Origin of the sequence: Undibacterium sp. TC4M20W, from assembly GCF_049340245.1 — a bacterium.
Lineage (GTDB): Bacteria > Pseudomonadota > Gammaproteobacteria > Burkholderiales > Burkholderiaceae_D > Undibacterium.
Map to the genome: position 1 here is coordinate 107117 of NZ_JBMPPI010000009.1, position 20683 is coordinate 127799.

Consider the following 20683-nt stretch of genomic DNA (forward strand, 5'->3'; position numbering starts at 1 on the left):
TCCTCCGGTAGGTTTAATTCAGGTCATCTCAAGTCATCAACAAGACAAATTTGAGCCGATACTTCCAGCCATTTATTGTCCCGCAACATTTCCCAAGAAAAAGAGTGCGGGAGTATAAGCAAATGCGCCTGTTTATTCAAGGTTTTGCACTTGTTCGCGCATTTGCTCTATGAATAACTTCAATTCCATGGATGCATCCGACAATTCTTTGGATGCTGCTTTTGAACCAAGGGTGTTCGCTTCGCGGTTCAATTCCTGCATCATGAAATCCAATCTTTTGCCAACCTGACCACCTTTTTTCAGGATATGTCTGGTTTCTGTCAGATGGGCTGACAGGCGCGCCAGTTCTTCTGCCACATCCACACGTATGCCATACATCGTCACTTCCTGGCGGATACGGTCCAGCGCTTCTTCGCGCGTGATTGTCTGGCCAGCATTGGTGCCGCTGGACTGCAAAGCCAGGCCCAAAGCTTCTTCCAGCCTGGTAGTAGCTTTTTGCTGGAATTGCTGAACAATTTGCGGCATCAGAGGCGTGATGCGGGTGACAATTTCTTCCATCGCAGCGATGCGGCTCAGCAGTACCTGTTCCAGCGCCGCACCTTCACGTTCACGGCTGATGATAAATGCATCCAGCGTCTTGTTGATGGTGTCATTGATAGCCGCCTGCAAAGATTCTGCATTGATTTCGCTTTCTTCTATGACGCCAGGCCAGCGCAGGATTTCATTGGTGCTCAGTGCCGCCGCGTCAGGGAACTGCTGCTTCAGATTGACCTGGAAGCTGGCAAGCTGCTCAAGCAAACTGGTGTTGAGGCTTTTATTATGTGTTTCTGTCAGTTTTTTACCAAAGCTGAAGCGGCATTCCACTTTGCCGCGTGCCAGCTTACGCGTTAATGCCTCGCGAAATTGTGATTCAACTGAGCGAAACTCGTCATTAATGCGAAATTGCAGGTCCAAAAAGCGGGAATTGACGCTTTTGATCTCTATGGTAATGGTGCCGGCATCTGTTTCATTGGTGCTGCTGGCATAACCTGTCATGCTGAAAATGCTCAAGGTAATTCCTTAAAAAGGCGTGAACTGTGTATTACTGTGCATTGGATTGGCTAAATTGTGCATTAGACACTAGGATATTCTTTACAAATACCGCAATAATCAACACAATCCGTTTTGTATAGTGAATTGGACGATTGATGGCCGCACAAAATAACGCACCTCTGCCAGATGGACTGGAAATTGCCGGATACCGCATTGTAAAGAAAATTGCGTCCGGTGGCTTTAGTATTGTATATCTGGCTTCTGATGAAGATGGCAACGCAGTTGCAATTAAAGAGTATTTACCCAGCTCACTGGCCTTACGCCAGCAAGGTGAGCTGGTGCCAGCAATCTCGAATGAGAATCTGCCGATTTACCGCATAGGATTGAAGTGTTTTTTTGAAGAAGGCCGCGCCCTGGCGCGCATCTCGCATCCGAATGTGGTCAGCGTTATCAATTTCTTCCGCGCCAATGAGACTGTCTATATGGTCATGGCCTATGAATCTGGCCGCTCATTGCAGGAACATATCCTGCGCCGTCGTGACAAGGGTGAAAAGCCGTTGGTATCAGAGCGCTTTATCCGCCGTATGTTCAATCAGGTCATGAATGGCTTGCGCGAAGTGCATACCAATAAGTTGCTGCATCTGGATTTGAAGCCGGCCAATATCTACCTGCGCCTGGATGGTACGCCGATCTTGCTGGACTTTGGTGCAGCCCGCCAAACCCTCAAAACTGACATACCCAAGCTCTACCCAATGTATACTCCGGGTTTTGCTGCGCCAGAGTTGTATTTGAAGAACGGCAATCTGGGTCCCTGGACTGATATTTACAGTATCGGTGCTTCAATTTTTGCCTGTATGGTAGGTGCACCGCCGCAGCCGTCAGACCAGCGCAAGACCAGTGACAAGATGGAAGGACACTACCGCAAGCTGGAGGGTTTATACTCTTCAGAATTGATAGAAGTAGTGCGCTGGTGTTTGCAACTGGATCCGCTGGAGCGGCCGCAAAGTGTGTTTGCCCTGCAAAAAGCCCTGGCGATTCAGGCACAACCGCAGCGAGAACTGACCTTTATGGAAAAAATGACATTAAAGTTCAAGACGCTGATTGCTGGAAGAAGAAAAAAAGTCGAAAGCGACCATACGACCATACAGGAAAGCACCCTGAATTAAAGCTGAACTAAGGCTGCATTAAGCTGGTGAGGCTGTTTTGGCTGTGCATGTTCGTCTGTTCGTCGCTGGCCAGGCTCTGGAGCAAATGTATGCGCTCCCAGGCCTGTTTGTATCAATAACCATTATAAAGTTTTAAAAATCTCATGCGTTTTTCCGTTTATCAAGAAAGTCATATTGGTGGCCGCAAGGTCAACCAGGATCGTATGGGTTACAGCTTTACCCGCGATTCGATTTTGCTTTTGCTGGCGGACGGCATGGGTGGTCACATCATGGGCGAAATGGCAGCAGCCATTGCCATGCAAACCATAGGTAACCTGTTCCAGCAACAGGCTCACCCTATGATAGGGCGACCTGAACGCTTCATGGAAGACAGCTTCCTGGCGGCCCATCAAGAGATACATCGCTACCGCGCCATCAATAATTTGCCAGAAACACCACGTACGACTATCGTTGCCTGCCTGATACAAAATGGTTATGCCTATTGGGCGCACTGTGGTGATTCACGTTTGTACTGGATGCGCCAAGGCCAGATTTTACTGCGCACCAAAGATCACTCCCGTCTGGAAACCCTGATTGCCCAGGGAAAGGTCGATCCGGCAGAAAGACATACCCATCCTGATCGTAACAAGTTGTTTAACTGCCTGGGCGCACCCAATGCACCTATCGTTGAACTGTCTCGCCGTGCAGTGTTGCAGCCTGGCGATTTGCTGTTACTGTGTTCTGATGGACTGTGGTCAGTCTTGCCCGATCATATGCTGGCGCAGCGCCTGCATGATCACACCATCGTGCGTGCCGTGCCTGAGTTGATACGCTCAGCCGTTGATATCGCTGGCAAGCAAAGTGACAATGTCACAGCGCTGGCCATGATGTGGGAAGGTGACGACCGCATGGATAATTCCACCATTATCTCTACCAATACCTTGCCTATAGGATCGGTCACGACCACCATACAGGCACCAGTCGATGCAGAAATTGAAACCACCGATGGTGATGTATTCAATGACGCCGAAATTGAAAAAGCCATAGCAGAAATTCGCAACGCGATACACAAATCATCACGTATTACTTCTAAGAACTAAATCATGTCAAACTCATTTCGCCCTAGCGGGCGTTCACCGGACGCACTGCGTCCGGTGGTTATCAGCCGCCATTTCACCAAGCATGCAGAAGGTTCTGTCCTCATCGAATTTGGTGACACCCGTGTTATCTGTACAGCGAGTATAGAAGACAAGGTGCCAGGCTTTTTGAAAGGCAAAGGGCAGGGCTGGATGACTGCAGAATATGGCATGCTGCCACGCTCCACCCATAGCCGTATGGACAGGGAGGCTGCCAAGGGCAAGCAATCTGGCCGCACCCAGGAAATCCAGCGCCTCATAGGCCGCTCCCTGCGCTCTGCCTTTGACCTGGAGGCCTTTGGTGAACGTACCCTGCATATCGATTGCGACGTGATCCAGGCTGATGGTGGTACCCGTACCGCTTCCATCACCGGTGCCATGGTCGCTGCCTATGATGCATTTGCCAAACTGGTAGAGCGCGAAGTCATCCCCGCCGTACCACTCCGCCATTTTGTGGCAGCCATCTCGGTTGGAGTGTATCAGTCTCAACCCGTACTGGATCTGGATTATCCAGAAGATTCACAATGCGACACTGACATGAATGTCGTCATGACTGAACATGGCCACTTTGTTGAAGTGCAGGGCACGGCAGAAGGTGAAGCATTTGACCGCATGACCATGAATGCCTTGCTGAATCTGGCACATGACGGGATTGCCGATCTGATCGCCTTGCAAAAAGAAGTATTGGGTTTGCAGGTCAGTTGATTGGAAGTATGAGTATAAGAGTAGATGAATATGAGCAAAAACCAGAAAATAGTCCTGGCCTCGAATAATCAGGGCAAGCTCAAAGAGTTTTACCAGATACTGTCACCGCTGGGTATAGACCTCAGGGCACAATCTGAATTTGAGGTGCCTGAAGCTGAGGAGCCTTATCCCAGCTTTGTCGAGAATGCCCTGACCAAGGCCAGGCATGCATCACGCCTGACGGGTTTGCCAGCGCTGGCCGATGATTCCGGCATCTGCGTGAATGCCTTGCAAGGTGCGCCTGGTGTGCTGTCTGCCCGCTTTGCAGGTGAGCCAAAATCTGATGTGCGCAACAACCAAAAACTCATCGCAGATTTGGCTGGCATGGCAGACAAGTCCGCCTATTATTACTGTGTGCTGGTTTTCGTGCGTTCAGAATCTGACCCGCAACCGGTCATTGCTGATGGCGTCTGGGCAGGAAAAATCATTGCCGATGCCCGTGGTGAAAACGGTTTTGGCTATGACCCACATTTCTTTATTCCGAGTTTGAATAAGACCGTGGCTGAACTTGCTGCAGCAGAAAAGAATCAATTGTCGCACCGTGGGCAAGCCTTGCGCGCCCTTGTAGAAAAATTGAAATGATACCCATCAAGCCCATAGCGGCAAGCCAGCCTGTACAAAAAAAATCACCGGACTTATCGAACATACCCGGTGACGTGGCCAGCCAGTATCTTGCACCAGGCAGCCTCAATCTGACGCAATTACCGCCGCTATCGCTGTACATTCATTTCCCCTGGTGCGTACGCAAATGCCCTTATTGCGATTTCAATTCGCATGAAGTTAAAGGCAGCTTTGATGAGTTAGCTTATCTGGATGCCATGCGTGCTGATCTGGAAGCGGCCTTGCCATTGATTTGGGGCCGCAAGATATACACCATCTTCATCGGTGGTGGCACCCCCAGCCTGATGTCAGCAGCAGGCCTGGATAGATTGCTTTCTGACGTGCGTACGCTGTTGCCACTGGACGGCAATGCAGAGATCACCATGGAAGCCAATCCCGGTACGTTTGAAGCAGAAAAATTTCGCTCTTATCGCCAAAGCGGCATCAACCGATTGTCGATAGGCATACAAAGTTTCAACTCCAAACACCTGGCAGCCTTGGGCCGTATCCATGATGGTGACGAGGCACGCAGGGCCATAGAAATCGCGCAGGCAAATTTTGACAACTTCAATCTTGACCTGATGTTTGCCTTGCCAGGCCAGACCATGAATGAAGTCAGAGAAGATGTGGAAACAGCCATTTCTTTCGCACCGCCACATCTGTCGCTATACCACCTGACGCTGGAACCCAATACCTACTTCGCCAAGTTCCCGCCAGCCATACCCGATGACGACCTCAGCGCAGAAATGCAAGACCTCATCCACGGGCGCATGGCAGCAGCAGGTTACGGCAATTATGAAGTCTCTGCCTATGCGCAAGCGGGCAGGGCATCAAAACACAATCTCAATTACTGGAACTTTGGTGATTACCTCGGCATAGGTGCCGGTGCGCATTCAAAAATATCCTTCCCACACCGGGTAGTGCGCCAGGCGCGTTACAAGCAACCCAAGGCTTATATGGACGCCATGGCTGCAGGTAATTGTGTGCAAGAGTCGCATGAAATCTCTGTGGATGAAATGGGTTTTGAATTCATGTTGAACGCGCTACGCTTGCAACAAGGGTTCAAGGTCAATTTGTTCCAGGAGCGCACCGGTATGCTGCTCAACAGCATAGAAAAAGAATTGCTGATTGCTGAGAATAAAGGTCTGCTTTACCGCGACCATGAAATCATTTGCCCCACGCCGCTGGGCAAGCAATTTTTGAATGACCTGCAACAGATTTTTCTCGGCAGCGAATAATTTATTTGTCTGATGAGAGTCAGACGCGGCCCTGATGCGAGCCCAATAAGGCATGGGATTTTTACCACATGCTTTATTGGTGAAATCTAAAATATCTCCTATCCTGATAGCTGAGTATCAGCACCCATATGCCTGTTGAAAAATCAACAGCCAGGCAGTTTTAAGCTGGAATTCTGGTAATTGTGTCAGATTGCACTCATCAAGTATCAAAATACCTCACCTGTCGCTTTAAATTGTGTTGCAATTGGTTAAGTCCCAAACTAATATCTCTACCAATTTTTGTAACATTTGACGTCCTTCTTTATGACTCTGGCTCGTGGAATAGGCACTTTATTGCCCGTGATGAATAGCAAGCAACAGTTGCTTGCACTTCAAGCTGATTTTGGCGCTTTGCCAATTGGCGATGTCATTGCTTTGCTCCAGTTTTTGCATGAAAAAGAAATCTTTTCCAGACTCTCTGGCATTTCTGTTCTAGTCAAAATTGCAGACCCTCTGCTGGTCCCGGCAGACATCGATACGCGCTTGCCACTGGCGCGTATCGTCCTTGGTGTACCTGCAAAATCCGCAGAAGACAAGGAAGTGCAAACCAGACTCAAGTATTTCAACTCACATGGCGCACGCGTCATCATTGATGATTTGCAGGCGCACGACAATGCGATATGGGAAGGCGCAAAGAAAATCAGTGTCGATTGCAGCAAGGACATTCCTGCCCACATCAAACCCTTGCTGTTACGCCTGCATGGCGGAGACCACCTGGCGCAGCATCTGCCCCATGCAGCCTTGCAAGAGCAGGCGCATGAAGCCGGGTTTAAATGGTTCTCTGGCGATTATGCTTTTCACCCACCCCTCAGCAACAAGGCAGCAGATGCCACTGCCAGAACGCGCTTGTTGAAATTGCTGGGCCTGGTCGCCCGCGATGCAGAATCGCGTGAACTGGAAGAATTATTCAAGCAAGATGCAACCCTGTCCTTCATGCTGTTCAAGCTCGTCAGTTCTGCCGCCTTTGCGCAAACCGTGCGGGTGTCCAGCTTTGGCCAGGCCATTAACCTGCTGGGGCGCAGGCAGTTGCAAAGATGGCTGCAATTATTACTGTATGCGCGCCAGCAAGATCGCAGCGGCAGCCTGAACCCCTTGATGCCGCGTGCCGCATTTCGTGCAAGCCTGATGGAGGCAATTTGTCTCAAACGTGGCGGCAGCAAGGATGAGCTCGATTGTGCCTTCATGGTTGGCATGTTTTCTTTGCTCGACAAACTATTCGGCAATCCCCTGGTCGAGGTGCTGCAACCTTTAAACCTGCATACAGAAGTGCTCGATGCTTTGTTGCACAAATCAGGTGCGCTAGGTAAAAGCCTGGATCTGGTAGAAAGGGCAGACCGTCCTCTCAAAGACTTTGATTCTGGCCTGATAGAAGAATTGGGCTTGAGTGCCGATGATTATTACGACTGCATGATCACTGCATATACATGGGTGAATCAGGTTTGCCAGGATATGTAGCCAATGACCAGGCAAGCTGCGATAGACGAACTCGAAGTCGGTGCCAGTCTCGGAGAGGCTGTCTTGTGCCTGCAAGGCCAGGAGCTTGATGCTGCTTTAAATCGCATAGTCAAAGAAGTTTTTCGTGACGCCAATGCGGCATTCCGCCGTGGCAAACTCGATGAACAAAAAACACAGGCTGATGTGCTGTGCATGGCGTCACCCGAAACCTATTACATCCTGTCCGGTAAAAAAGGGCAGATCAACGAACCTGACCTGGCAAAATTGAATACCCTTGCCAGTCTCACGGCCAAGCTGTTTTCCAAACGCGCAAAGCTGGACCAGGAGTTACAGGCATCCGCCCAGGCACAATGGCAACAGACCCAGATCATTGACCAGATTCATGAGTCCGTCGTTACCATGGATCTGGCAGGCTTCATCCTCAGCTGGAACGGTGGCGCAGAAAAGCTCTTTGGCTATGCGGCGCAAGAAGTCATAGGAAAAAACATCCTGTTCCTATACGACGATGAGGGTGAGTCGGATACGCATTTGTATGACAGCTTTCTGGAGCACGGTGGCCGCGAAATGGAAGTGCGCCGCAAGAAAAAATCGGGTGAAGTATTCTGGGCCAGTCTCAGCCTGTCACCATTGTGTGATGCCCAGGGCCTGCCCATAGGCATCATAGGCTATCTCAGCGATATCACTGCCCGCAAAGAAGCAGAACAAAAAATCAATCACCTCGCTTACTACGATGCGCTGACCAATCTGCCCAATCGCAGCCTGTTCCGGCAACTCGTCGATAATGCACTGTTGCACTCACAAAGAAACAGCAGCAGCGCTGCGATTATCTTTCCTGACCTGAACCGTTTCAAACTCATCAATGACACCCTTGGTCACGACATAGGCAATGAGTTGTTGCGCCAGGTCGCAGCCCGGTTCTTGTTAACCCTGCGCGAGAATGACATCGTAGCCCGCCTCGGCAGCGACGAATTCGCCATCGCCGTACTCGACATCAACCAGCATTTCCATGCCAGTCTCGTTGTGCAAAAACTCTTGCAGGCATTGAATGACGCCTTCATCGTCTCTGGCCACGAATTGCGCGTTGGCGCCAGCATAGGCATCAGCGTCTTTCCGCAAGACGGCAATGACGCCAATGCCTTGCTGCAAAAAGCCGACATCGCCATGTACAAGGCCAAGCGCAGCGCCGGCAATGTATCCGGCAGCTTTGTGTTCTACAGCGACAGCATGAACCAGAGCATCGCTGGCAGGCTGTATCTTGAATCCAGCATGCGCAAGGCACTGGAAAACCAGGAATTCTATTTGCAGTACCAGCCCAAGGTTGATATCAAAAGCGGCAAAATCATTGGAGCAGAAGCCTTGCTGCGCTGGCAACATCCAGAAAAAGGCCTGATCTCGCCAGCAGAATTCATCCCCGTTGCAGAAGAAACCGGCCTGATCCTGCAAATCGACGCCTGGGTACTCGAAACCGCCTGCGCCCAGGCCAGGGAATGGCAAGACAGCGGCATAGCGCCGTTCCGCATCGCGGTCAATGTCACAGCGAGAGAATTTACCAACAGCCTGCCACTGCGCGTTAAAGAGGCCCTGCAACGCTACCAGATATCACCACTATGGCTGGAACTCGAAATCACCGAGAGCATGCTCATGCACAGCACCGAGAGCGTCATCGCCATCATGGAGCAAATCACCGCCCAGGACGTCGTGCTGGCCCTTGATGATTTTGGCACAGGATATTCCAGCCTCTCATACCTCAAGCGTTTCCCGATAGATACGCTAAAGATAGACCGCTCCTTCATCCTCAACATTCCCACAGACCAGAACGACTGTGCCATCGCCAGCGCCATCATCATGATGGCCAAGCAACTCAAGCACAAAGTCATCGCAGAAGGTGTAGAAACCCGCGAACAACTGGCCTTCCTCATCAACGCCGGTTGCGACGAAGTGCAGGGCTTCCTCTACTCCAGACCCGTCAGCCCCCAGCAATTTCTTGCTTTGCTAGATAAAAATTTCCATTTCGAAATTTGATCCTTGCCCAAGCCCGCCACTCAGGTTATACTGTGCGGCTCGGAAGCTTGGCAGAGCGGTTGAATGCACCAGTCTTGAAAACTGGCGAGGTGTTATAGCCTTCGTGAGTTCGAATCTCACAGCTTCCGCCAACGAATACGAAAAAGCCCTTGATAATCAAGGGCTTTTTTATTTGTCTGATAGTTTTGATCTTATATAAGAAACTACAAGAAACGGCAAAAAAAGGCTTAGTTGCGGAAGCTACTTCCGCAACCCCCATATTTAACGGGTGGGTTTTACCTCTTCACCAAGCCTGCGATAGACCTTTTTAGTGATTTCCTGCTCAGTATGTCCAAGTAATTTACTTGCGTCACTGATATCTGCGATTTCGGTGGCGGCCTTGGCGCGGATATCGCGAAATTGAAAATTTGATATTCGTGTTGATAAAGCAATATCGCCATCCGAAGCAGCCTTTTGCACTGCGTTTGACCTGGCGGCCTCAAATCTAAGCCTTAAAGTGCCTTTGTTCAAGGGTTGACCATTTGGCAGTGTCACCAGGGCGGCCACCCGCATTTCTCGCGCATTTGACATCAAGCGCTCAAGAATGGCACCTAACTGTGACTGTTTTTCATCAGCGCCAAGCACAATGCGCAAATATTTCTTTGTTTTCCCCTGGCGAATTTCAAGAGCGCCGTTCCTGACATCAGATGTTTTCATCTTCAGCACGTCTGCAGGTCGCTGGCCCGTTAAATATGCCAGATCCATCAAATCCCTAAGCTCTGGCACTGCTTGCGCGCATACGGCCGCCCAGACATCCTCATCAGCATAATAGTCCCTGGGCGACTCCTTGTTTTTTCTCACGCCACGGCAAGGGTTTTCTTTTTGAGTGAAGCCCCATTCCCGCGCCATGTTGAAAATATGAGATAGAAGGGCAATCTCGCGATTAGCGCGCACTTTTGCAGACCGGGTGTCCCTGTACCGAGCAATGATGTGCGGCGTTACTGCATCAATCGGCGCGTCGTTAAACACCTTGCGCAATTGCTTCAGTGAGTCCAGATTATCTTTCTGCGTGCTGTACGCCTTCCCAGGCAAGATATCTTTCTCATACTGGTCAAATACGTGCTTCATCAGGCTTGTATCAAGAGGCGGCTCCACGCATTCCAGCTCTGCCCACTTTCGTTTTGCAGCATTCAAGTCAGTGCCCAAGGGTATTTCCTTGCGCGCACCAAGCTCGTCATAGCCGTTGTAAAAATAAGACGTCCATTGTTTGTCTGATGTTTTTGATTTTCTGACGCGCCTTATCATCTTGGGCGGTAAATCGCGTGACGTGGTTTTTGGTCTCATAGTTTAAATCAAGATAATTTAGAAAAGTCCGGCGTCCATGGTGCCGCCGGTGCGAAATCTTTAGGGTTGACGCCAGCCAGTTTCAGCCTGGCATACAACCTACCGATGACTGGCTCCCCATTGCGCTTGAGGTGATAGACCCAGCCATTACTTTTAAGCCACACGATCTGGTCATGCCTGCGCGGGCAGCCTGTAATACTGGCCAGCTCGTCACTGGTCAGTGTTTCAGACTCCACTTTTGTTTCAAAAATTGAACTCATATAAATCAATCAGCGTGGTGCAAAGCCATTATCAGCAAGGCCATCAGCAACTTTTAACGCACCTTCCTGCATCAAATAGGCCTCATCGATAGTTGCAGCAAGCTGTTTAAATTCTGAAAATCCGACACGCTTAAAAAATTGCGCCAAAGCCTGGGCCTGATCAGCACTCATGTACGAAGTAATTTTTACTATTCTCATTTCACTGTTCTCCCACGGTCTCATTCACGATTTGCGCCACTGTTTCAGCATCAATTCCCAGCTTTTCAGCCACTTCCCTACAGCGGGCCGCGTTAGCCTTGCCAGGTGCGTAAGTGACGACATAGGCCTGCAAAATCCGATGTTTAGCAACGATCATTTGCCACCTCTTATCGGGTTCACAGTGACACCACAAGCACCGAAAAAATCATAGGCGGCATCGAAAACAGCACCGGCCTCCTGGGCGATGGCGAAGTATTCAAACTTGCCCAGGTCAGTTTTTACTTTGACTTGAAAGCTCATTATTTCAGTCCTTTCGTGGTTATTTTTCACGCTGGAAAACCCAGCACTTAACAGAAGAAGAGGGCGTGGCAACCGGCGATTGTGCGCAGCGCAGGACGCTGTTAACCACCTTGTTAGCCTCGATAAACTTGCGGCGGCTGCTCGTTTTGAGTACCTTTTTCAGGTCGCGCAAGGGCGGCACCTGCTGGCGGCGCTCTGTGGCCACCTGCAAGAAATGATTTAAATTGACGGCGATCTGGTTAGAGTCGCGTGAATGATTCAGCACCGACATATCTCCGGCGTCCAGGTAGTCAAAGGCCTCCCAGAATTCCTGCACCAGTACATGGTCGTTATTGATAACCTGCTGGCGTTCCTCTGCCATGGTCACGATCTGGGCTTTTAAGGCGGCCTGCTGTGATTCAGACAGCTTCACCACCAGCGCCAGGGCATCTGCCAGCGCCAGCATCTGCGCGTGAGTTTCCACCAGGCGCGGCATCTTGATATTCTTGTTTTGGCGCAGCTCTTTGAGGTAGGCGGGTGTATTGGTGCCCACCAGCTCCATGATGGCTTTCTCGCGCTTGGTGGCAGCCAGGATGAAGCCTGAAACCTGTTCCACAGACATATACTTCAGCTTGTCCGCCGCCTCTCCGGACGCGGCCGTTTGTGTAGAGCGGTCAAAATACAAATGGACAATGCGCGACAGAATCGCCTCAGACGCATTCACCGGGTTGTTTTGGGATATCACGATAGAACCCCGGAAAGGCGGCTCGTAAGTCTCGTTGCCACCCGTCGCCATGCCCCTGGCGCGTGTGCTGCGGCCGTTGTAGGCGGTTTTCAGCTCGTCCCAATCAAATGACTTCACATGGCTTTTTTCGTCGCCCATGCGTTCCCGGTCAGATTCAATCAGCACCACCGGCAAGCCAGATACCTGGCTGAAATTACGTGCGCGGGCGGCCAGGCTCGATTTGCTAGGGTCAAAACCTTCATAGGCGTTGCGGCCAAACAGTTTCCAAAGGAATTCAATCAGCGTCGATTTGCCCGCGCCAGCTTCGCCCACCACCTCAAGAAAGGGGTATGACGATTGCTTAGACCTGATTTGCTCCGCAAACAGCGATCCAAACCAAAAGGTGAGGGCCACCAGCCCCTTGGCACCAAAAGCCGTCCAAATCAATTCCAGCCAGTCAGTGCGGTAATCATTGCGGTCGCGGTTGATCGTCAGGTGCACCGATTTATTCAAAGACTTGATCGACAGCTTGCCAATATCAAAAAAGTCTTCGCCGTTCACTTCATTCAATACGCCGTCTTTCATCGCCACGTCACCCAGCACATAGCAGCCATGCTCAAGGCTGTAGCCAATGTAATCAATCGTGTCCACGCGCTTGATGTTGTAAAGCTGGTCCGCAAGGATGCGGTCAAGCTGCTGGCTGCTGCCGCTAAACATCGCGCCTGCAGCCATACCCAACAGACGCTTTTTAAACTCTGCTGAACTCGCTATCTGCGCGGCCGTGAACGTGTTCTTAACCGGCTTACCGTCATGCGGGAAAGACACCCGGAAGTAGTACCAGCTCTCGTTAGTGATCAGGTTTTCTTGAAAATACAGCGCCCTGGGCAAGCAATTGGCAATTTGCCGCACCATGCTCGATGTCACCAGCGCCTGGTCGCGCAGGGCATACTCTGAAAGGCTTTTTGCCTCTTCGCTGTTGTCTTGCTGCTCCCTGGCCTTGTTATACCGCTCCAGATCGAGGCGGAACCAAAACAGCCGGTTACCAAAATCAAAATAGAATTCTGTCTGGTCGCCGTCATGCTTATAGATCAGCAAGGCTTTTTCTGTCGGCGTCCTGGCTAGCAGCAAATCACCGTGATAGCGGTATTCCTCAAAATCATCATCAGTCAGCAAGCCGCGCTGGTGCGCGTCATTCCAGTCCAGCTTGCCTTTTCCTTTTTGCGGGATCTGGGCGGCCTGGCACGTCCAGCCAGATGCCTGCGCCTTTTCAACATGCTTCTTGCTAAAGCTGCGTCCGGCGTTGTCACCATCCAAAGCCCACACCAGCGTGCAGTTCTGATCGCCGCGAGATACAGCCAAATTGCGTAAAGACTCGTCAGGGTAGTTATTGCAACTGCCCAGGGCAACGGCCGCTATGCCGTGATGCATCAGCGCCAAGGCGTCAAAAACACCCTCTACGAGCCACAATTCATCCTTGCCCTCAAGCACCACATTGTCAGGCTTCCACCACAGGCCGTAATACTTAGAACCAAACTTAAAATGCGCCTTCTTTTTGCCAAAGCGGTGCGGCTGATCGATGATCCTTTCCCAATAGCCATTCGCAAACGGAAAACGCACCGTCGCGCTACCTATCTTCAATTCCTGGTCAAAGTAATACTCCTGCGTATACATCCCCTGAACCTTGGCCAACTCAAAGCCACGGCCGTGCTGCATATAAGCGTCGGCCGCAATATTCGGGTTTTGGTTCTGTGGCGTCGGCTTATAACGGTCAGACCAGTTATCAAACAGATCCGCATACAACTCTTTGACATGGAAGGTTTCGCCGCAATTGTTCAGGCGACCGCAACGTAATACCCAGGGATGCTCTGCATTCGTGTACAGCTCTTTTTTCTTGCATGCCGGGCATTCGCCGCCGCGTAGCATGCCGCTTGAGCCTGGCTTGAATTTAAATTCAGCCAGGCGCAACGTAATTTCATGATGAAGTGATGAATCCATACGATCTATTCAAAGTCGCCAGCAGCGCGGCGTTTAAAGTCAGGCACGTTGGCCTTAAGTGGTTTAGAAGAGGGCACAGCAACAGGCTTGCCAAATAAATGCGCCGGAATTTGGCCGCACCAGCAGTGCGCAACCATTTCTAAGTAGTGTCGAATAAATGGCGACATCTGCTCAAATGGCACCGAAACATGCAAAGCGGTGTGCACCTGGCGTAACTCGTCATCTGTAGGTTTGGGTATAGGCATGATTTTTTGTGACGCGTCACGAAAATTTGTGCTGTTCTTCAATCAGCAACTGGCGGCCTTCTTGCAGCAGCCGCACATTGCGTGAATATTCCTGCTCGGCCTCCACGTCCCCCAAACGCTCTGCAATTCCCTGCAGGCGTTCGTTTTCTGTGACGCCCAGGCTGATGGCACCCATCAGGGCGACGTACACTTCATTAGGCAATCTCATTACGCTGCCCCCTTAAAAAGTTGAATTTCTGTTCCCGCTGACGGTCGCGATATTCTTTGGCGCGCTGGGCTGCACTTTTGGCATTTGGCTTGCGTGGGCGGCCCCGGCCGGGCTTGTTAAAAATGTCGCGGGTAAAATCATCACCAGGCTGTTGCATGCTCACCACTCCCCGGCAAGACCGCCCAGATCGTGGATAACTTCCCCTATCAGGCTGCGGTTATACAAACGGCTCATCGTTGGGCCGCGACGAGATGACGCCAGCAGCTTGTGTATCTCTCGCGCCAATACAAAACGGGTTGCAAATGTCAAACGCATGGTGGCCTCCAAAAGTTTTAGGCAAAAAAAGTCCCTCACGCCTGAAAACAGGCATGTTCATTCATCAAAAACGGGTTAGGGTAGGGCGGCTAGATTAGCGTCACCCGACAGATAAATTCAATGACAACTGATTCAAGGCAGACTGTCTGGCATGCCTTGAAATAGGTATCCTGACCTTATAGTCAGGCGTGGCCGACAGTGACAAGGTACGCAATACCTCTAGGCCAGCCACAAAAACATGGCCGCAATCCACGTTATTGCAGCGATACGTGATTTCTTTAAACATAGGTGACATCGTGCGGCTTTTGATGGCGCGTACACCCTGGGCGCAATGAGGGCAAGGCAAACCGATTACTCTCATTCTGTCGTCCTTTCAAAATCTTCAAGTGAAACTAAATTCATGGCGCGGCCACTGCCGGTCATTCTCTGCATACCCATGCGCAAAAAACGCTTAGCCAAAAATTCAGCCGTTTCATCAAGGTCACGCAGCCCCCATTGAACACGCACTTTTTCAAGTATTTCTAATTCAGCGTCCGTGAAATCGGTATGGAGTGAAGGCATCTTCTTGTTTCGTCTACTTCAAAATGACCTGATGGTGTCTGTCAAAGTAATTACTTTGCAGATAAGATTTCTGGGACTTGCTCACCCAGTAAAGCGATGGCTTCGCGCAAGACCAGCTCACGCATGAAGGCAGCAGGTTGATCGCCCTGATAAGCGGCCATGGCTTTGATTAACTCAAATTCATAGTCATCGAAGCGGATCATCATTTTATTGGTCTTGATGCGTCTTTTATCTGCGTACATGGCGGCCTCGCTTATTTGGATTTGGCAAGTTCACGCTCGTAGTCTGCAAGGCCGCGCAAATAAACCATGCGCGCAAAAGCAGAACGGGACCGTACTTCCAGGGCGGCGTATTTGTCTGTCTTTGCCATTTCTTCAGCAGACAGCCGCAAAGCGAGAGGGAGAGCCAAAGGAATTTTTGGCGCACGACTAGCAATAGAGGGCAGGCTCATAATGTATTATTAAGAGTAGTTACAGGGTGTAGCTACTATAGTAAAGAATAATTTACATGTCAACAGATAAAAATAAAGAATTATTTGGTTTTGGGGCTAGGCTCATAGAGGAGCGTCTAAAACTTGGCTTCACGCAGAAGGCGCTCGCCGCTGTTCTCGAAAAAACTTCTATGACTCAAATTAAATATGAGTCCGAGGAAACTAAACCTGATTTATTGTATTTGGCCGGGTTGCATAAACTCGGTGCAGATATCTATTACATCGTTACGGGGATTAGATCAGCGAACGCTATTGCAAAAGACGAGATAGAAGTTTTGGATGGCTACCGAGCGCTTGATATCAGAGGAAAAGCTGGAGTGTTGGGAATGATCACTGGTTTAAGTGCTCCCCAGGCTATCAGCGGAGTCAGTAATCTAGGCAAAGTTGGGCAGCAAATTGTTGGCGATATCACAGGGTCACAGGCTGTCAATCTGATAGGGAAAAAAACAAAGAAGTAGAAGCCGATAACAGCCAGACGATAGACATAGAAGCGAGTGTCGGCCAAGCAGTTTTAGGCCAATTCAATGAGGCGCCACGATTTACAACTATCCTGCATGTCAATGTTGACTCAGAAGAAGAGTCAGCGAAGCTACAAGTCCAGGCGAAAGGTGAAAGAACAGACATTACTGTCACCGCCCCACTTGTGGTTCACAATGTCGTCTGCAATAAGAAGGTAGTACAAGATTGTGACCGGTGCCAGCCGAGGGGAGTAAAACCGGGAATTTCAAAGCAAGGCCGGACGTATTTGATAGGGTTGTGTTCAGGAATACTTTTTACTTTGATAGAAATTGCTGTTATGCCGACTTTAGCTGAGCCTAAAGAAGAAAATCAACTATTAGACAGTTGCTACATCGACGATAGCCAATATTCAATCGGTAGTGTTGAAAAAATGAAAGATGGACAATATAAAGAATGCTCTGTAGAACCAAACCAAGCACCACTCTGGCGCACAATAAAATATAACCGATTGCATTGATCTATTCCATTTTGAGCAAATATGAAACTATTTAATTTTGATCATGGGTTTTCGCAACCAATTACATTAAAAATTGGACCATTTAATATTCAAATTTCGGAAATTCATTGCGACAACTTAAAACGATTACCGAAACGTGCCATTCGTAAATTAACACACGATGACCAATGGAATAGAAAAATGGAAACTGTCCCGCGCGCTCGAGGTGAATTTGTTGAGACCGCTGTGTTGCTAGATGTCCCTGATTCGCATTCTTTATTATTTCCAAATCCAATTGGACCAACACTAATTTATGATTTAAAAATCTTCCTTTCATTTCTGACTGGTCGTCGAGTGTACACCGAGGACGAATTGGAATGGGATCCGCGTCGTGAGTATGCTGATCCGTTAATGTTACCAGAAGAAATTTTTGGACAGGCAAATATGGCTTGGAAGAAAATAGCTGAATTTTCGGAGAAAGGATTTTCAGATGCAATTTTCTGCATCGTGCAAGCAAGTTATATGACTGACGTAATAGGTAAAGGGGCATATCTAAATGCAGCATTTGAAACCTTTTGTACATCCTGGGCGAAAGAAAATCGTAAAACGACTTTTCAAGATAGGAAGCTTCAGGAGACTGCTATGCAAAAAGTTGTCTCAAAAATTGACAATTCAATGCTGAATAAGGCGAGAAATTTAATGGTTAAATTTTTCCGTATTGAGGGTGTTTCTAATGACGTTACTGATGACATATTGGCTCGTTTTAAAAGTAGCGGGGCACCATCTGCTATCTTGAAGATGACCTGGTTTTTGCAAGAGTTGGAAATGTTTCCTAAAAAACCTACTGCTGAGCAAGAAAAACGGTTGCGAAGATTAAACACTATAAGAAACTCTATCGCACATAGCGGCACAATTCGACCTGAAAATGGACTCAGTCAAGAAGTAAATCTCAGAATCAGTGGAGCCTCGGTTCTTTTGATTATGGATATTGTGAGCTTTTATTTAGCCAATAATATCTTCGGGTTTCGATCAAGAATGCTTAACGATACTCATAACGATATCAAAATATTTTTTGAGAATGGTATTTTTAGAAATCAAGAAATTATTTCTGAAGATTTCGGTGCGTACTTAGATCGAGTTGAAACGCAATGGGTTGAAGAAGGTAAAGCGATTTGGTAATCGCTTTACCTATCATTACACTTTACCGTTGGTATAGTAAAAATGAATTACTTTTCAGACTCGGGATTTACGAAAACCCAATTTTGAGGAATTTTATGATCTTCACATCTTTCACATGTGAAAGTGCCGGAAATTAAACTGAATGATAAATAGATATTTAATTCCTTAACTCTTATTTTCGTCACAGCAAAGCCTTTTCTTTGCGGGAAGTCTGGCATCTTTATATCGGTAAGGTTGTAAATCGTTTCGTTTTGTTTATTGTTGGTTTTAGCGAATCGAAGGGTTCCTGTTGATCCGTGGATTTCAATTTTCCCTATGGTATTAGAATCCGTTGTATTTAAAACGTATGTGTCCTCTTTTTCACATCCCGCAATTGTAATTACGCATGCGATGCAAAGAAGTTTGAGAAATTTCATTTTTTGCCTTTCTATTATGTTGAAATTTTTAGTGAGGTAATATCGGCAATAAATATATTGCCAGGAGAGCCTTAGTTAGGTCTAACACTCATACATTTCTAATGTTCATTGGTGATTACACACTGCTAATATCCTACGCATTGAGAATTTATTAGAATCTGCAATTCTTCAATGGTTTTCCATGGACGTATTCGGTGCAGCATGCGATGGCAATTGGCACAAACCATTGCCAGGTCATCTAACTTAGTGTTTTTAGACTCAACCAAAGTTGATAGCGCACGACGATGGTGGCACTCTATAAAACCGTCGCCAAGCGGGCCATAAAAGCGCATGAAATCAAAACCACAGCCTTCACAAGCTAGCTTGCCAGTAGCCTTTAACACGCTTTCTTTCTTTTTCTTGATTAATTTTGCATTGCGTTCACGGCGCGTATGCATTTTTGTGATGATCCGACCTTCAGGAAATTCATCAATTTTTTCTTCTGTTTCTTCTTCGATGCTCGCTGGCCTGGATATTGTCTTAGCCCCCGCAATAATTGCCTACGCCGCCTGGGTCAATAAAGTTCTGTTTGATGCAAATTCATCCCAGATTATTTTCTCTAACTTCCCACCTCGCTGAAGTCCTGTACCTGTGTAATCAGGATCAAACCGCAGGTAATTGCAGAGCTTCATATAAACGCCATTGGCGTTTCTAAAACCATGTACCTGTGATGTCGCGGCATGTATCGGCAGCAAATTTAAGACTTCACTCAAAGCATGTACTTCTGGATTGGTGTCAGATTGTAGTGGTCTAATAATAACGGACACCGAGATAGGTGGGATAATTGACCTATTGAGGAAGAAGAAATGAAAGCCAAGAGAAGAACATTCGAGATTGCATTTAAGTTGCAAGTAGTACGCATGGTGACAGAACAGGGCTTAAGCGTGGGTCAGGTGTGCAAGGAATTCGATTTGGGTGAGACAGCGGTACGTCGCTGGCTAAGTCAGATTAATGTACAGAAACTTGATCAGGTTGGTGTGGGCAAGTCTTTAACACCAGAGCAGCTACGCATACGTGAACTGGAAGCCCAGAACCGGCAGCTTCAACAGGATGTTGATATTTTAAAAAAAGCGTCGGCCTTCTTTGCCAAAGAACTGAAATGAAATATCAGATCATCCATCAGTTGCAACAGAAGGCCATCTCGATACAAGCTGCATGCAAGGCAATGGAAGTGTCACGGTCAGGCTATTACGCCCATTTGAGGAGCCAGAAAAGCGACCCGCTAATTTGCACGACCAGTGTGCATCTGAAGGCCGTATTTGAAGTCAGTGGTGGGACCTATGGCAGTCGCCGGTTGCAAACCAGCCTGCAGAACAAAGGAGTAAAGGTGGGGCGTCACCGGATACGCACTCTCATGAAACGGCATCAAATGCAGGTAGTCTGGAAACGTAAATTCATTCACACCACCAACAGCAGGCATGATTTACCGATAGCGCCAAACCAGTTGAATCGGCAGTTTGAACAGAATGAACCGAACCGTGCTTGGGTAGCTGATATCACCTATATCCGTACCCGAAGCGGATGGCTGTATCTGGCGGCAGTACTAGACCTGCATTCACGCAAGATCGTTGGCTGGGCGATGGCACCGCATATGCATGCAGAACTCGTTTGTGATGCCTTGCAAATGGCACTGATTCAACGTGCACCTGCCACGGGACTGATCATGCATTCAGACAGAGGAAGCCAGTACGCCAGCGCCTCCTATCAACGCTTGCTGAAGGAGTATGGATGTATTTGCAGCATGAGCAGAAAAGGGAATTGCTGGGACAACGCCGTCATGGAGCGATTCTTTCTGAGCTTAAAGATGGAGCGCGTTTGGCGAAAAAATTATGCCAATCACACCGAAGCAATGCATGACATTGCAGACTATATCGTGAGCTTTTACAACAACGTCCGATTGCATTCTACCCTGGGTAATCTGCCACCCAGTGTCTATGAGCAAAAAATGGCAGGAAAAGAACCTATCCCAGTGTCCGAAAATACTTGACCACTGCAGATGTGTGAATTGGATTTACCCGGAAATAGAGTTCAAGAGCAAGTATAAGTTCGTCTCTCGACCAGTTCGGATTTTTCATTGTTTGCTAA

At 48.6% G+C, this 20683-nt stretch carries 28 protein-coding genes and 1 tRNA gene; 12 read left to right on the plus strand and 17 right to left on the minus strand.

Features of this window, described 5'->3' with window-relative positions; translation table 11 throughout:
• Positions 1 to 132: 132 nt before the first annotated feature.
• The gene (locus tag ACO0LL_RS13495) at positions 133 to 1050 is read right to left on the minus strand and encodes a YicC/YloC family endoribonuclease (protein WP_422951361.1); all 918 of its coding nucleotides are present in this window, start codon (positions 1048 to 1050) and stop codon (positions 133 to 135) included.
• 137 nt (positions 1051 to 1187) lie between these two features.
• Here ACO0LL_RS13495 and ACO0LL_RS13500 point away from each other — a divergent pair, with 137 nt between their 5' ends.
• The 8 genes from ACO0LL_RS13500 to ACO0LL_RS13535 all read left to right on the plus strand — a co-directional run bounded on the left by ACO0LL_RS13500 (position 1188) and on the right by ACO0LL_RS13535 (position 9542).
• On the plus strand, positions 1188 to 2198 hold the full coding sequence (locus ACO0LL_RS13500) for a serine/threonine protein kinase (RefSeq protein WP_422951362.1): 1011 nt from the start codon (positions 1188 to 1190) through the stop codon (positions 2196 to 2198).
• A 143-nt stretch (positions 2199 to 2341) separates the two neighbouring features.
• Entirely contained in the window at positions 2342 to 3277 is a 936-nt protein-coding gene (locus tag ACO0LL_RS13505; protein ID WP_162041117.1) for a PP2C family protein-serine/threonine phosphatase, read from the plus strand.
• 3 nt (positions 3278 to 3280) lie between these two features.
• Entirely contained in the window at positions 3281 to 4018 is a 738-nt protein-coding gene (gene rph, locus ACO0LL_RS13510; RefSeq protein WP_162041118.1) for a ribonuclease PH, read from the plus strand.
• Positions 4019 to 4048: 30 nt separating this feature from the next.
• A complete protein-coding gene (rdgB, locus tag ACO0LL_RS13515; RefSeq protein WP_422951363.1) occupies positions 4049 to 4639 on the plus strand; it encodes an RdgB/HAM1 family non-canonical purine NTP pyrophosphatase in 591 nt (196 codons plus the stop codon).
• Positions 4636 to 5895 carry a radical SAM family heme chaperone HemW gene (hemW, locus tag ACO0LL_RS13520; RefSeq protein ID WP_422951364.1) on the plus strand — a complete coding sequence of 420 codons (1260 nt, stop codon included), beginning with the start codon at positions 4636 to 4638 and terminating at the stop codon, positions 5893 to 5895. Before rdgB ends, hemW begins: the two co-directional genes overlap by 4 nt.
• Before the next feature lie 342 nt (positions 5896 to 6237).
• Positions 6238 to 7389, plus strand: a complete 1152-nt coding sequence (locus tag ACO0LL_RS13525) for an EAL and HDOD domain-containing protein (protein WP_422951365.1) — start codon at positions 6238 to 6240, stop codon at positions 7387 to 7389.
• A 3-nt stretch (positions 7390 to 7392) separates the two neighbouring features.
• Positions 7393 to 9411 (plus strand): putative bifunctional diguanylate cyclase/phosphodiesterase, encoded by a 2019-nt coding sequence (locus ACO0LL_RS13530; protein ID WP_422951366.1) that lies wholly within the window; start codon positions 7393 to 7395, stop codon positions 9409 to 9411.
• 41 nt (positions 9412 to 9452) lie between these two features.
• Positions 9453 to 9542: transfer RNA gene (locus tag ACO0LL_RS13535), tRNA-Ser, on the plus strand.
• A gap of 130 nt (positions 9543 to 9672) precedes the next feature.
• Here the strand turns inward: ACO0LL_RS13535 and ACO0LL_RS13540 are convergent.
• The 14 genes from ACO0LL_RS13540 to ACO0LL_RS13605 form a co-directional block, all read right to left on the minus strand.
• A complete protein-coding gene (locus ACO0LL_RS13540; protein ID WP_422951367.1) occupies positions 9673 to 10734 on the minus strand; it encodes a phage integrase in 1062 nt (353 codons plus the stop codon).
• 8 nt (positions 10735 to 10742) lie between these two features.
• A complete protein-coding gene (locus ACO0LL_RS13545) occupies positions 10743 to 10994 on the minus strand; it encodes a DUF4224 domain-containing protein (RefSeq protein ID WP_422951368.1) in 252 nt (83 codons plus the stop codon).
• Between the two features lie 9 nt (positions 10995 to 11003).
• Complete coding sequence (locus tag ACO0LL_RS13550) at positions 11004 to 11192, minus strand: DUF7706 family protein (RefSeq protein ID WP_422951369.1); 189 nt, start codon at positions 11190 to 11192, stop codon at positions 11004 to 11006.
• A 1-nt stretch (position 11193) separates the two neighbouring features.
• The gene (locus ACO0LL_RS13555; protein WP_422951370.1) at positions 11194 to 11349 is read right to left on the minus strand and encodes a hypothetical protein; all 156 of its coding nucleotides are present in this window, start codon (positions 11347 to 11349) and stop codon (positions 11194 to 11196) included.
• A complete protein-coding gene (locus ACO0LL_RS13560; protein ID WP_422951371.1) occupies positions 11346 to 11492 on the minus strand; it encodes a hypothetical protein in 147 nt (48 codons plus the stop codon). Before ACO0LL_RS13560 ends, ACO0LL_RS13555 begins: the two co-directional genes overlap by 4 nt.
• A gap of 19 nt (positions 11493 to 11511) precedes the next feature.
• Complete coding sequence (locus ACO0LL_RS13565) at positions 11512 to 13995, minus strand: toprim domain-containing protein (RefSeq protein ID WP_422951372.1); 2484 nt, start codon at positions 13993 to 13995, stop codon at positions 11512 to 11514.
• A 200-nt stretch (positions 13996 to 14195) separates the two neighbouring features.
• Positions 14196 to 14435 carry a hypothetical protein gene (locus ACO0LL_RS13570; protein ID WP_422951373.1) on the minus strand — a complete coding sequence of 80 codons (240 nt, stop codon included), beginning with the start codon at positions 14433 to 14435 and terminating at the stop codon, positions 14196 to 14198.
• Positions 14436 to 14451: 16 nt separating this feature from the next.
• Entirely contained in the window at positions 14452 to 14643 is a 192-nt protein-coding gene (locus tag ACO0LL_RS13575; RefSeq protein WP_422951374.1) for a hypothetical protein, read from the minus strand.
• Positions 14630 to 14800 (minus strand): hypothetical protein, encoded by a 171-nt coding sequence (locus tag ACO0LL_RS13580; protein WP_422951375.1) that lies wholly within the window; start codon positions 14798 to 14800, stop codon positions 14630 to 14632. The genes ACO0LL_RS13575 and ACO0LL_RS13580 overlap by 14 nt, the downstream gene beginning before the upstream one ends.
• 2 nt (positions 14801 to 14802) lie before the next feature.
• Positions 14803 to 14958: a hypothetical protein gene (locus ACO0LL_RS13585; RefSeq protein ID WP_422951376.1), complete on the minus strand. Its 156-nt coding sequence runs from the start codon at positions 14956 to 14958 to the stop codon at positions 14803 to 14805.
• A gap of 100 nt (positions 14959 to 15058) precedes the next feature.
• Positions 15059 to 15319, minus strand: a complete 261-nt coding sequence (locus tag ACO0LL_RS13590; RefSeq protein ID WP_422951377.1) for an ogr/Delta-like zinc finger family protein — start codon at positions 15317 to 15319, stop codon at positions 15059 to 15061.
• Complete coding sequence (locus ACO0LL_RS13595) at positions 15316 to 15519, minus strand: hypothetical protein (protein WP_422951378.1); 204 nt, start codon at positions 15517 to 15519, stop codon at positions 15316 to 15318. The genes ACO0LL_RS13590 and ACO0LL_RS13595 overlap by 4 nt, the downstream gene beginning before the upstream one ends.
• Before the next feature lie 50 nt (positions 15520 to 15569).
• On the minus strand, positions 15570 to 15761 hold the full coding sequence (locus ACO0LL_RS13600; protein WP_422951379.1) for a hypothetical protein: 192 nt from the start codon (positions 15759 to 15761) through the stop codon (positions 15570 to 15572).
• Between the two features lie 11 nt (positions 15762 to 15772).
• Entirely contained in the window at positions 15773 to 15970 is a 198-nt protein-coding gene (locus ACO0LL_RS13605) for a hypothetical protein (RefSeq protein ID WP_422951380.1), read from the minus strand.
• 56 nt (positions 15971 to 16026) lie between these two features.
• On the opposite strand from ACO0LL_RS13605, the gene ACO0LL_RS13610 reads away from it, so the two are divergent.
• From ACO0LL_RS13610 to ACO0LL_RS13620, 3 genes are all read left to right on the plus strand, one after another.
• Positions 16027 to 16467, plus strand: a complete 441-nt coding sequence (locus ACO0LL_RS13610) for a helix-turn-helix domain-containing protein (protein ID WP_422951381.1) — start codon at positions 16027 to 16029, stop codon at positions 16465 to 16467.
• 320 nt (positions 16468 to 16787) lie between these two features.
• Positions 16788 to 16985, plus strand: a complete 198-nt coding sequence (locus ACO0LL_RS13615) for a hypothetical protein (RefSeq protein ID WP_422951382.1) — start codon at positions 16788 to 16790, stop codon at positions 16983 to 16985.
• A 21-nt stretch (positions 16986 to 17006) separates the two neighbouring features.
• A complete protein-coding gene (locus tag ACO0LL_RS13620; RefSeq protein ID WP_422951383.1) occupies positions 17007 to 18143 on the plus strand; it encodes a hypothetical protein in 1137 nt (378 codons plus the stop codon).
• A gap of 47 nt (positions 18144 to 18190) precedes the next feature.
• On the opposite strand, the gene ACO0LL_RS13625 is transcribed toward ACO0LL_RS13620, so the two are convergent.
• Together ACO0LL_RS13625 and ACO0LL_RS13630 are read right to left on the minus strand one after the other, a co-directional pair.
• Positions 18191 to 18559 (minus strand): hypothetical protein, encoded by a 369-nt coding sequence (locus ACO0LL_RS13625; RefSeq protein WP_422951384.1) that lies wholly within the window; start codon positions 18557 to 18559, stop codon positions 18191 to 18193.
• A 125-nt stretch (positions 18560 to 18684) separates the two neighbouring features.
• On the minus strand, positions 18685 to 18996 hold the full coding sequence (locus tag ACO0LL_RS13630) for an HNH endonuclease (protein WP_422951385.1): 312 nt from the start codon (positions 18994 to 18996) through the stop codon (positions 18685 to 18687).
• A gap of 408 nt (positions 18997 to 19404) precedes the next feature.
• Here ACO0LL_RS13630 and ACO0LL_RS13635 point away from each other — a divergent pair.
• A protein-coding gene (locus ACO0LL_RS13635; RefSeq protein WP_422951386.1) for an IS3 family transposase occupies positions 19405 to 20585 on the plus strand; the annotation gives its coding sequence in 2 pieces (ribosomal slippage) (positions 19405 to 19672 and positions 19672 to 20585; 1182 coding nt in all).
• Positions 20586 to 20683: the final 98 nt, after the last annotated feature.

What these genes read in the sequence shown, in the direction of transcription:
- ACO0LL_RS13600 (WP_422951379.1), bottom strand. Translation starts at nt 15,761, where the DNA reads ATGTACGCAGATAAAAGACGCATCAAGACCAATAAAATGATGATCCGC.
- ACO0LL_RS13530 (WP_422951366.1), top strand. Translation starts at nt 7,393, where the DNA reads ATGACCAGGCAAGCTGCGATAGACGAACTCGAAGTCGGTGCCAGTCTC.
- ACO0LL_RS13525 (WP_422951365.1), top strand. Translation starts at nt 6,238, where the DNA reads ATGAATAGCAAGCAACAGTTGCTTGCACTTCAAGCTGATTTTGGCGCT.
- ACO0LL_RS13505 (WP_162041117.1), top strand. Translation starts at nt 2,342, where the DNA reads ATGCGTTTTTCCGTTTATCAAGAAAGTCATATTGGTGGCCGCAAGGTC.
- ACO0LL_RS13570 (WP_422951373.1), bottom strand. Translation starts at nt 14,435, where the DNA reads ATGCCTATACCCAAACCTACAGATGACGAGTTACGCCAGGTGCACACC.
- ACO0LL_RS13585 (WP_422951376.1), bottom strand. Translation starts at nt 14,958, where the DNA reads ATGCGTTTGACATTTGCAACCCGTTTTGTATTGGCGCGAGAGATACAC.
- ACO0LL_RS13580 (WP_422951375.1), bottom strand. Translation starts at nt 14,800, where the DNA reads ATGCAACAGCCTGGTGATGATTTTACCCGCGACATTTTTAACAAGCCC.
- ACO0LL_RS13595 (WP_422951378.1), bottom strand. Translation starts at nt 15,519, where the DNA reads ATGCCTTCACTCCATACCGATTTCACGGACGCTGAATTAGAAATACTT.
- ACO0LL_RS13545 (WP_422951368.1), bottom strand. Translation starts at nt 10,994, where the DNA reads ATGAGTTCAATTTTTGAAACAAAAGTGGAGTCTGAAACACTGACCAGT.
- ACO0LL_RS13620 (WP_422951383.1), top strand. Translation starts at nt 17,007, where the DNA reads ATGAAACTATTTAATTTTGATCATGGGTTTTCGCAACCAATTACATTA.
- ACO0LL_RS13590 (WP_422951377.1), bottom strand. Translation starts at nt 15,319, where the DNA reads ATGAGAGTAATCGGTTTGCCTTGCCCTCATTGCGCCCAGGGTGTACGC.
- ACO0LL_RS13610 (WP_422951381.1), top strand. Translation starts at nt 16,027, where the DNA reads ATGTCAACAGATAAAAATAAAGAATTATTTGGTTTTGGGGCTAGGCTC.
- ACO0LL_RS13540 (WP_422951367.1), bottom strand. Translation starts at nt 10,734, where the DNA reads ATGAGACCAAAAACCACGTCACGCGATTTACCGCCCAAGATGATAAGG.
- ACO0LL_RS13500 (WP_422951362.1), top strand. Translation starts at nt 1,188, where the DNA reads ATGGCCGCACAAAATAACGCACCTCTGCCAGATGGACTGGAAATTGCC.
- ACO0LL_RS13605 (WP_422951380.1), bottom strand. Translation starts at nt 15,970, where the DNA reads ATGAGCCTGCCCTCTATTGCTAGTCGTGCGCCAAAAATTCCTTTGGCT.
- rdgB (WP_422951363.1), top strand. Translation starts at nt 4,049, where the DNA reads ATGAGCAAAAACCAGAAAATAGTCCTGGCCTCGAATAATCAGGGCAAG.
- hemW (WP_422951364.1), top strand. Translation starts at nt 4,636, where the DNA reads ATGATACCCATCAAGCCCATAGCGGCAAGCCAGCCTGTACAAAAAAAA.
- ACO0LL_RS13560 (WP_422951371.1), bottom strand. Translation starts at nt 11,492, where the DNA reads ATGAGCTTTCAAGTCAAAGTAAAAACTGACCTGGGCAAGTTTGAATAC.
- ACO0LL_RS13575 (WP_422951374.1), bottom strand. Translation starts at nt 14,643, where the DNA reads ATGAGATTGCCTAATGAAGTGTACGTCGCCCTGATGGGTGCCATCAGC.
- rph (WP_162041118.1), top strand. Translation starts at nt 3,281, where the DNA reads ATGTCAAACTCATTTCGCCCTAGCGGGCGTTCACCGGACGCACTGCGT.
- ACO0LL_RS13630 (WP_422951385.1), bottom strand. Translation starts at nt 18,996, where the DNA reads ATGCATACGCGCCGTGAACGCAATGCAAAATTAATCAAGAAAAAGAAA.
- ACO0LL_RS13550 (WP_422951369.1), bottom strand. Translation starts at nt 11,192, where the DNA reads ATGAGAATAGTAAAAATTACTTCGTACATGAGTGCTGATCAGGCCCAG.
- ACO0LL_RS13625 (WP_422951384.1), bottom strand. Translation starts at nt 18,559, where the DNA reads ATGAAATTTCTCAAACTTCTTTGCATCGCATGCGTAATTACAATTGCG.
- ACO0LL_RS13555 (WP_422951370.1), bottom strand. Translation starts at nt 11,349, where the DNA reads ATGATCGTTGCTAAACATCGGATTTTGCAGGCCTATGTCGTCACTTAC.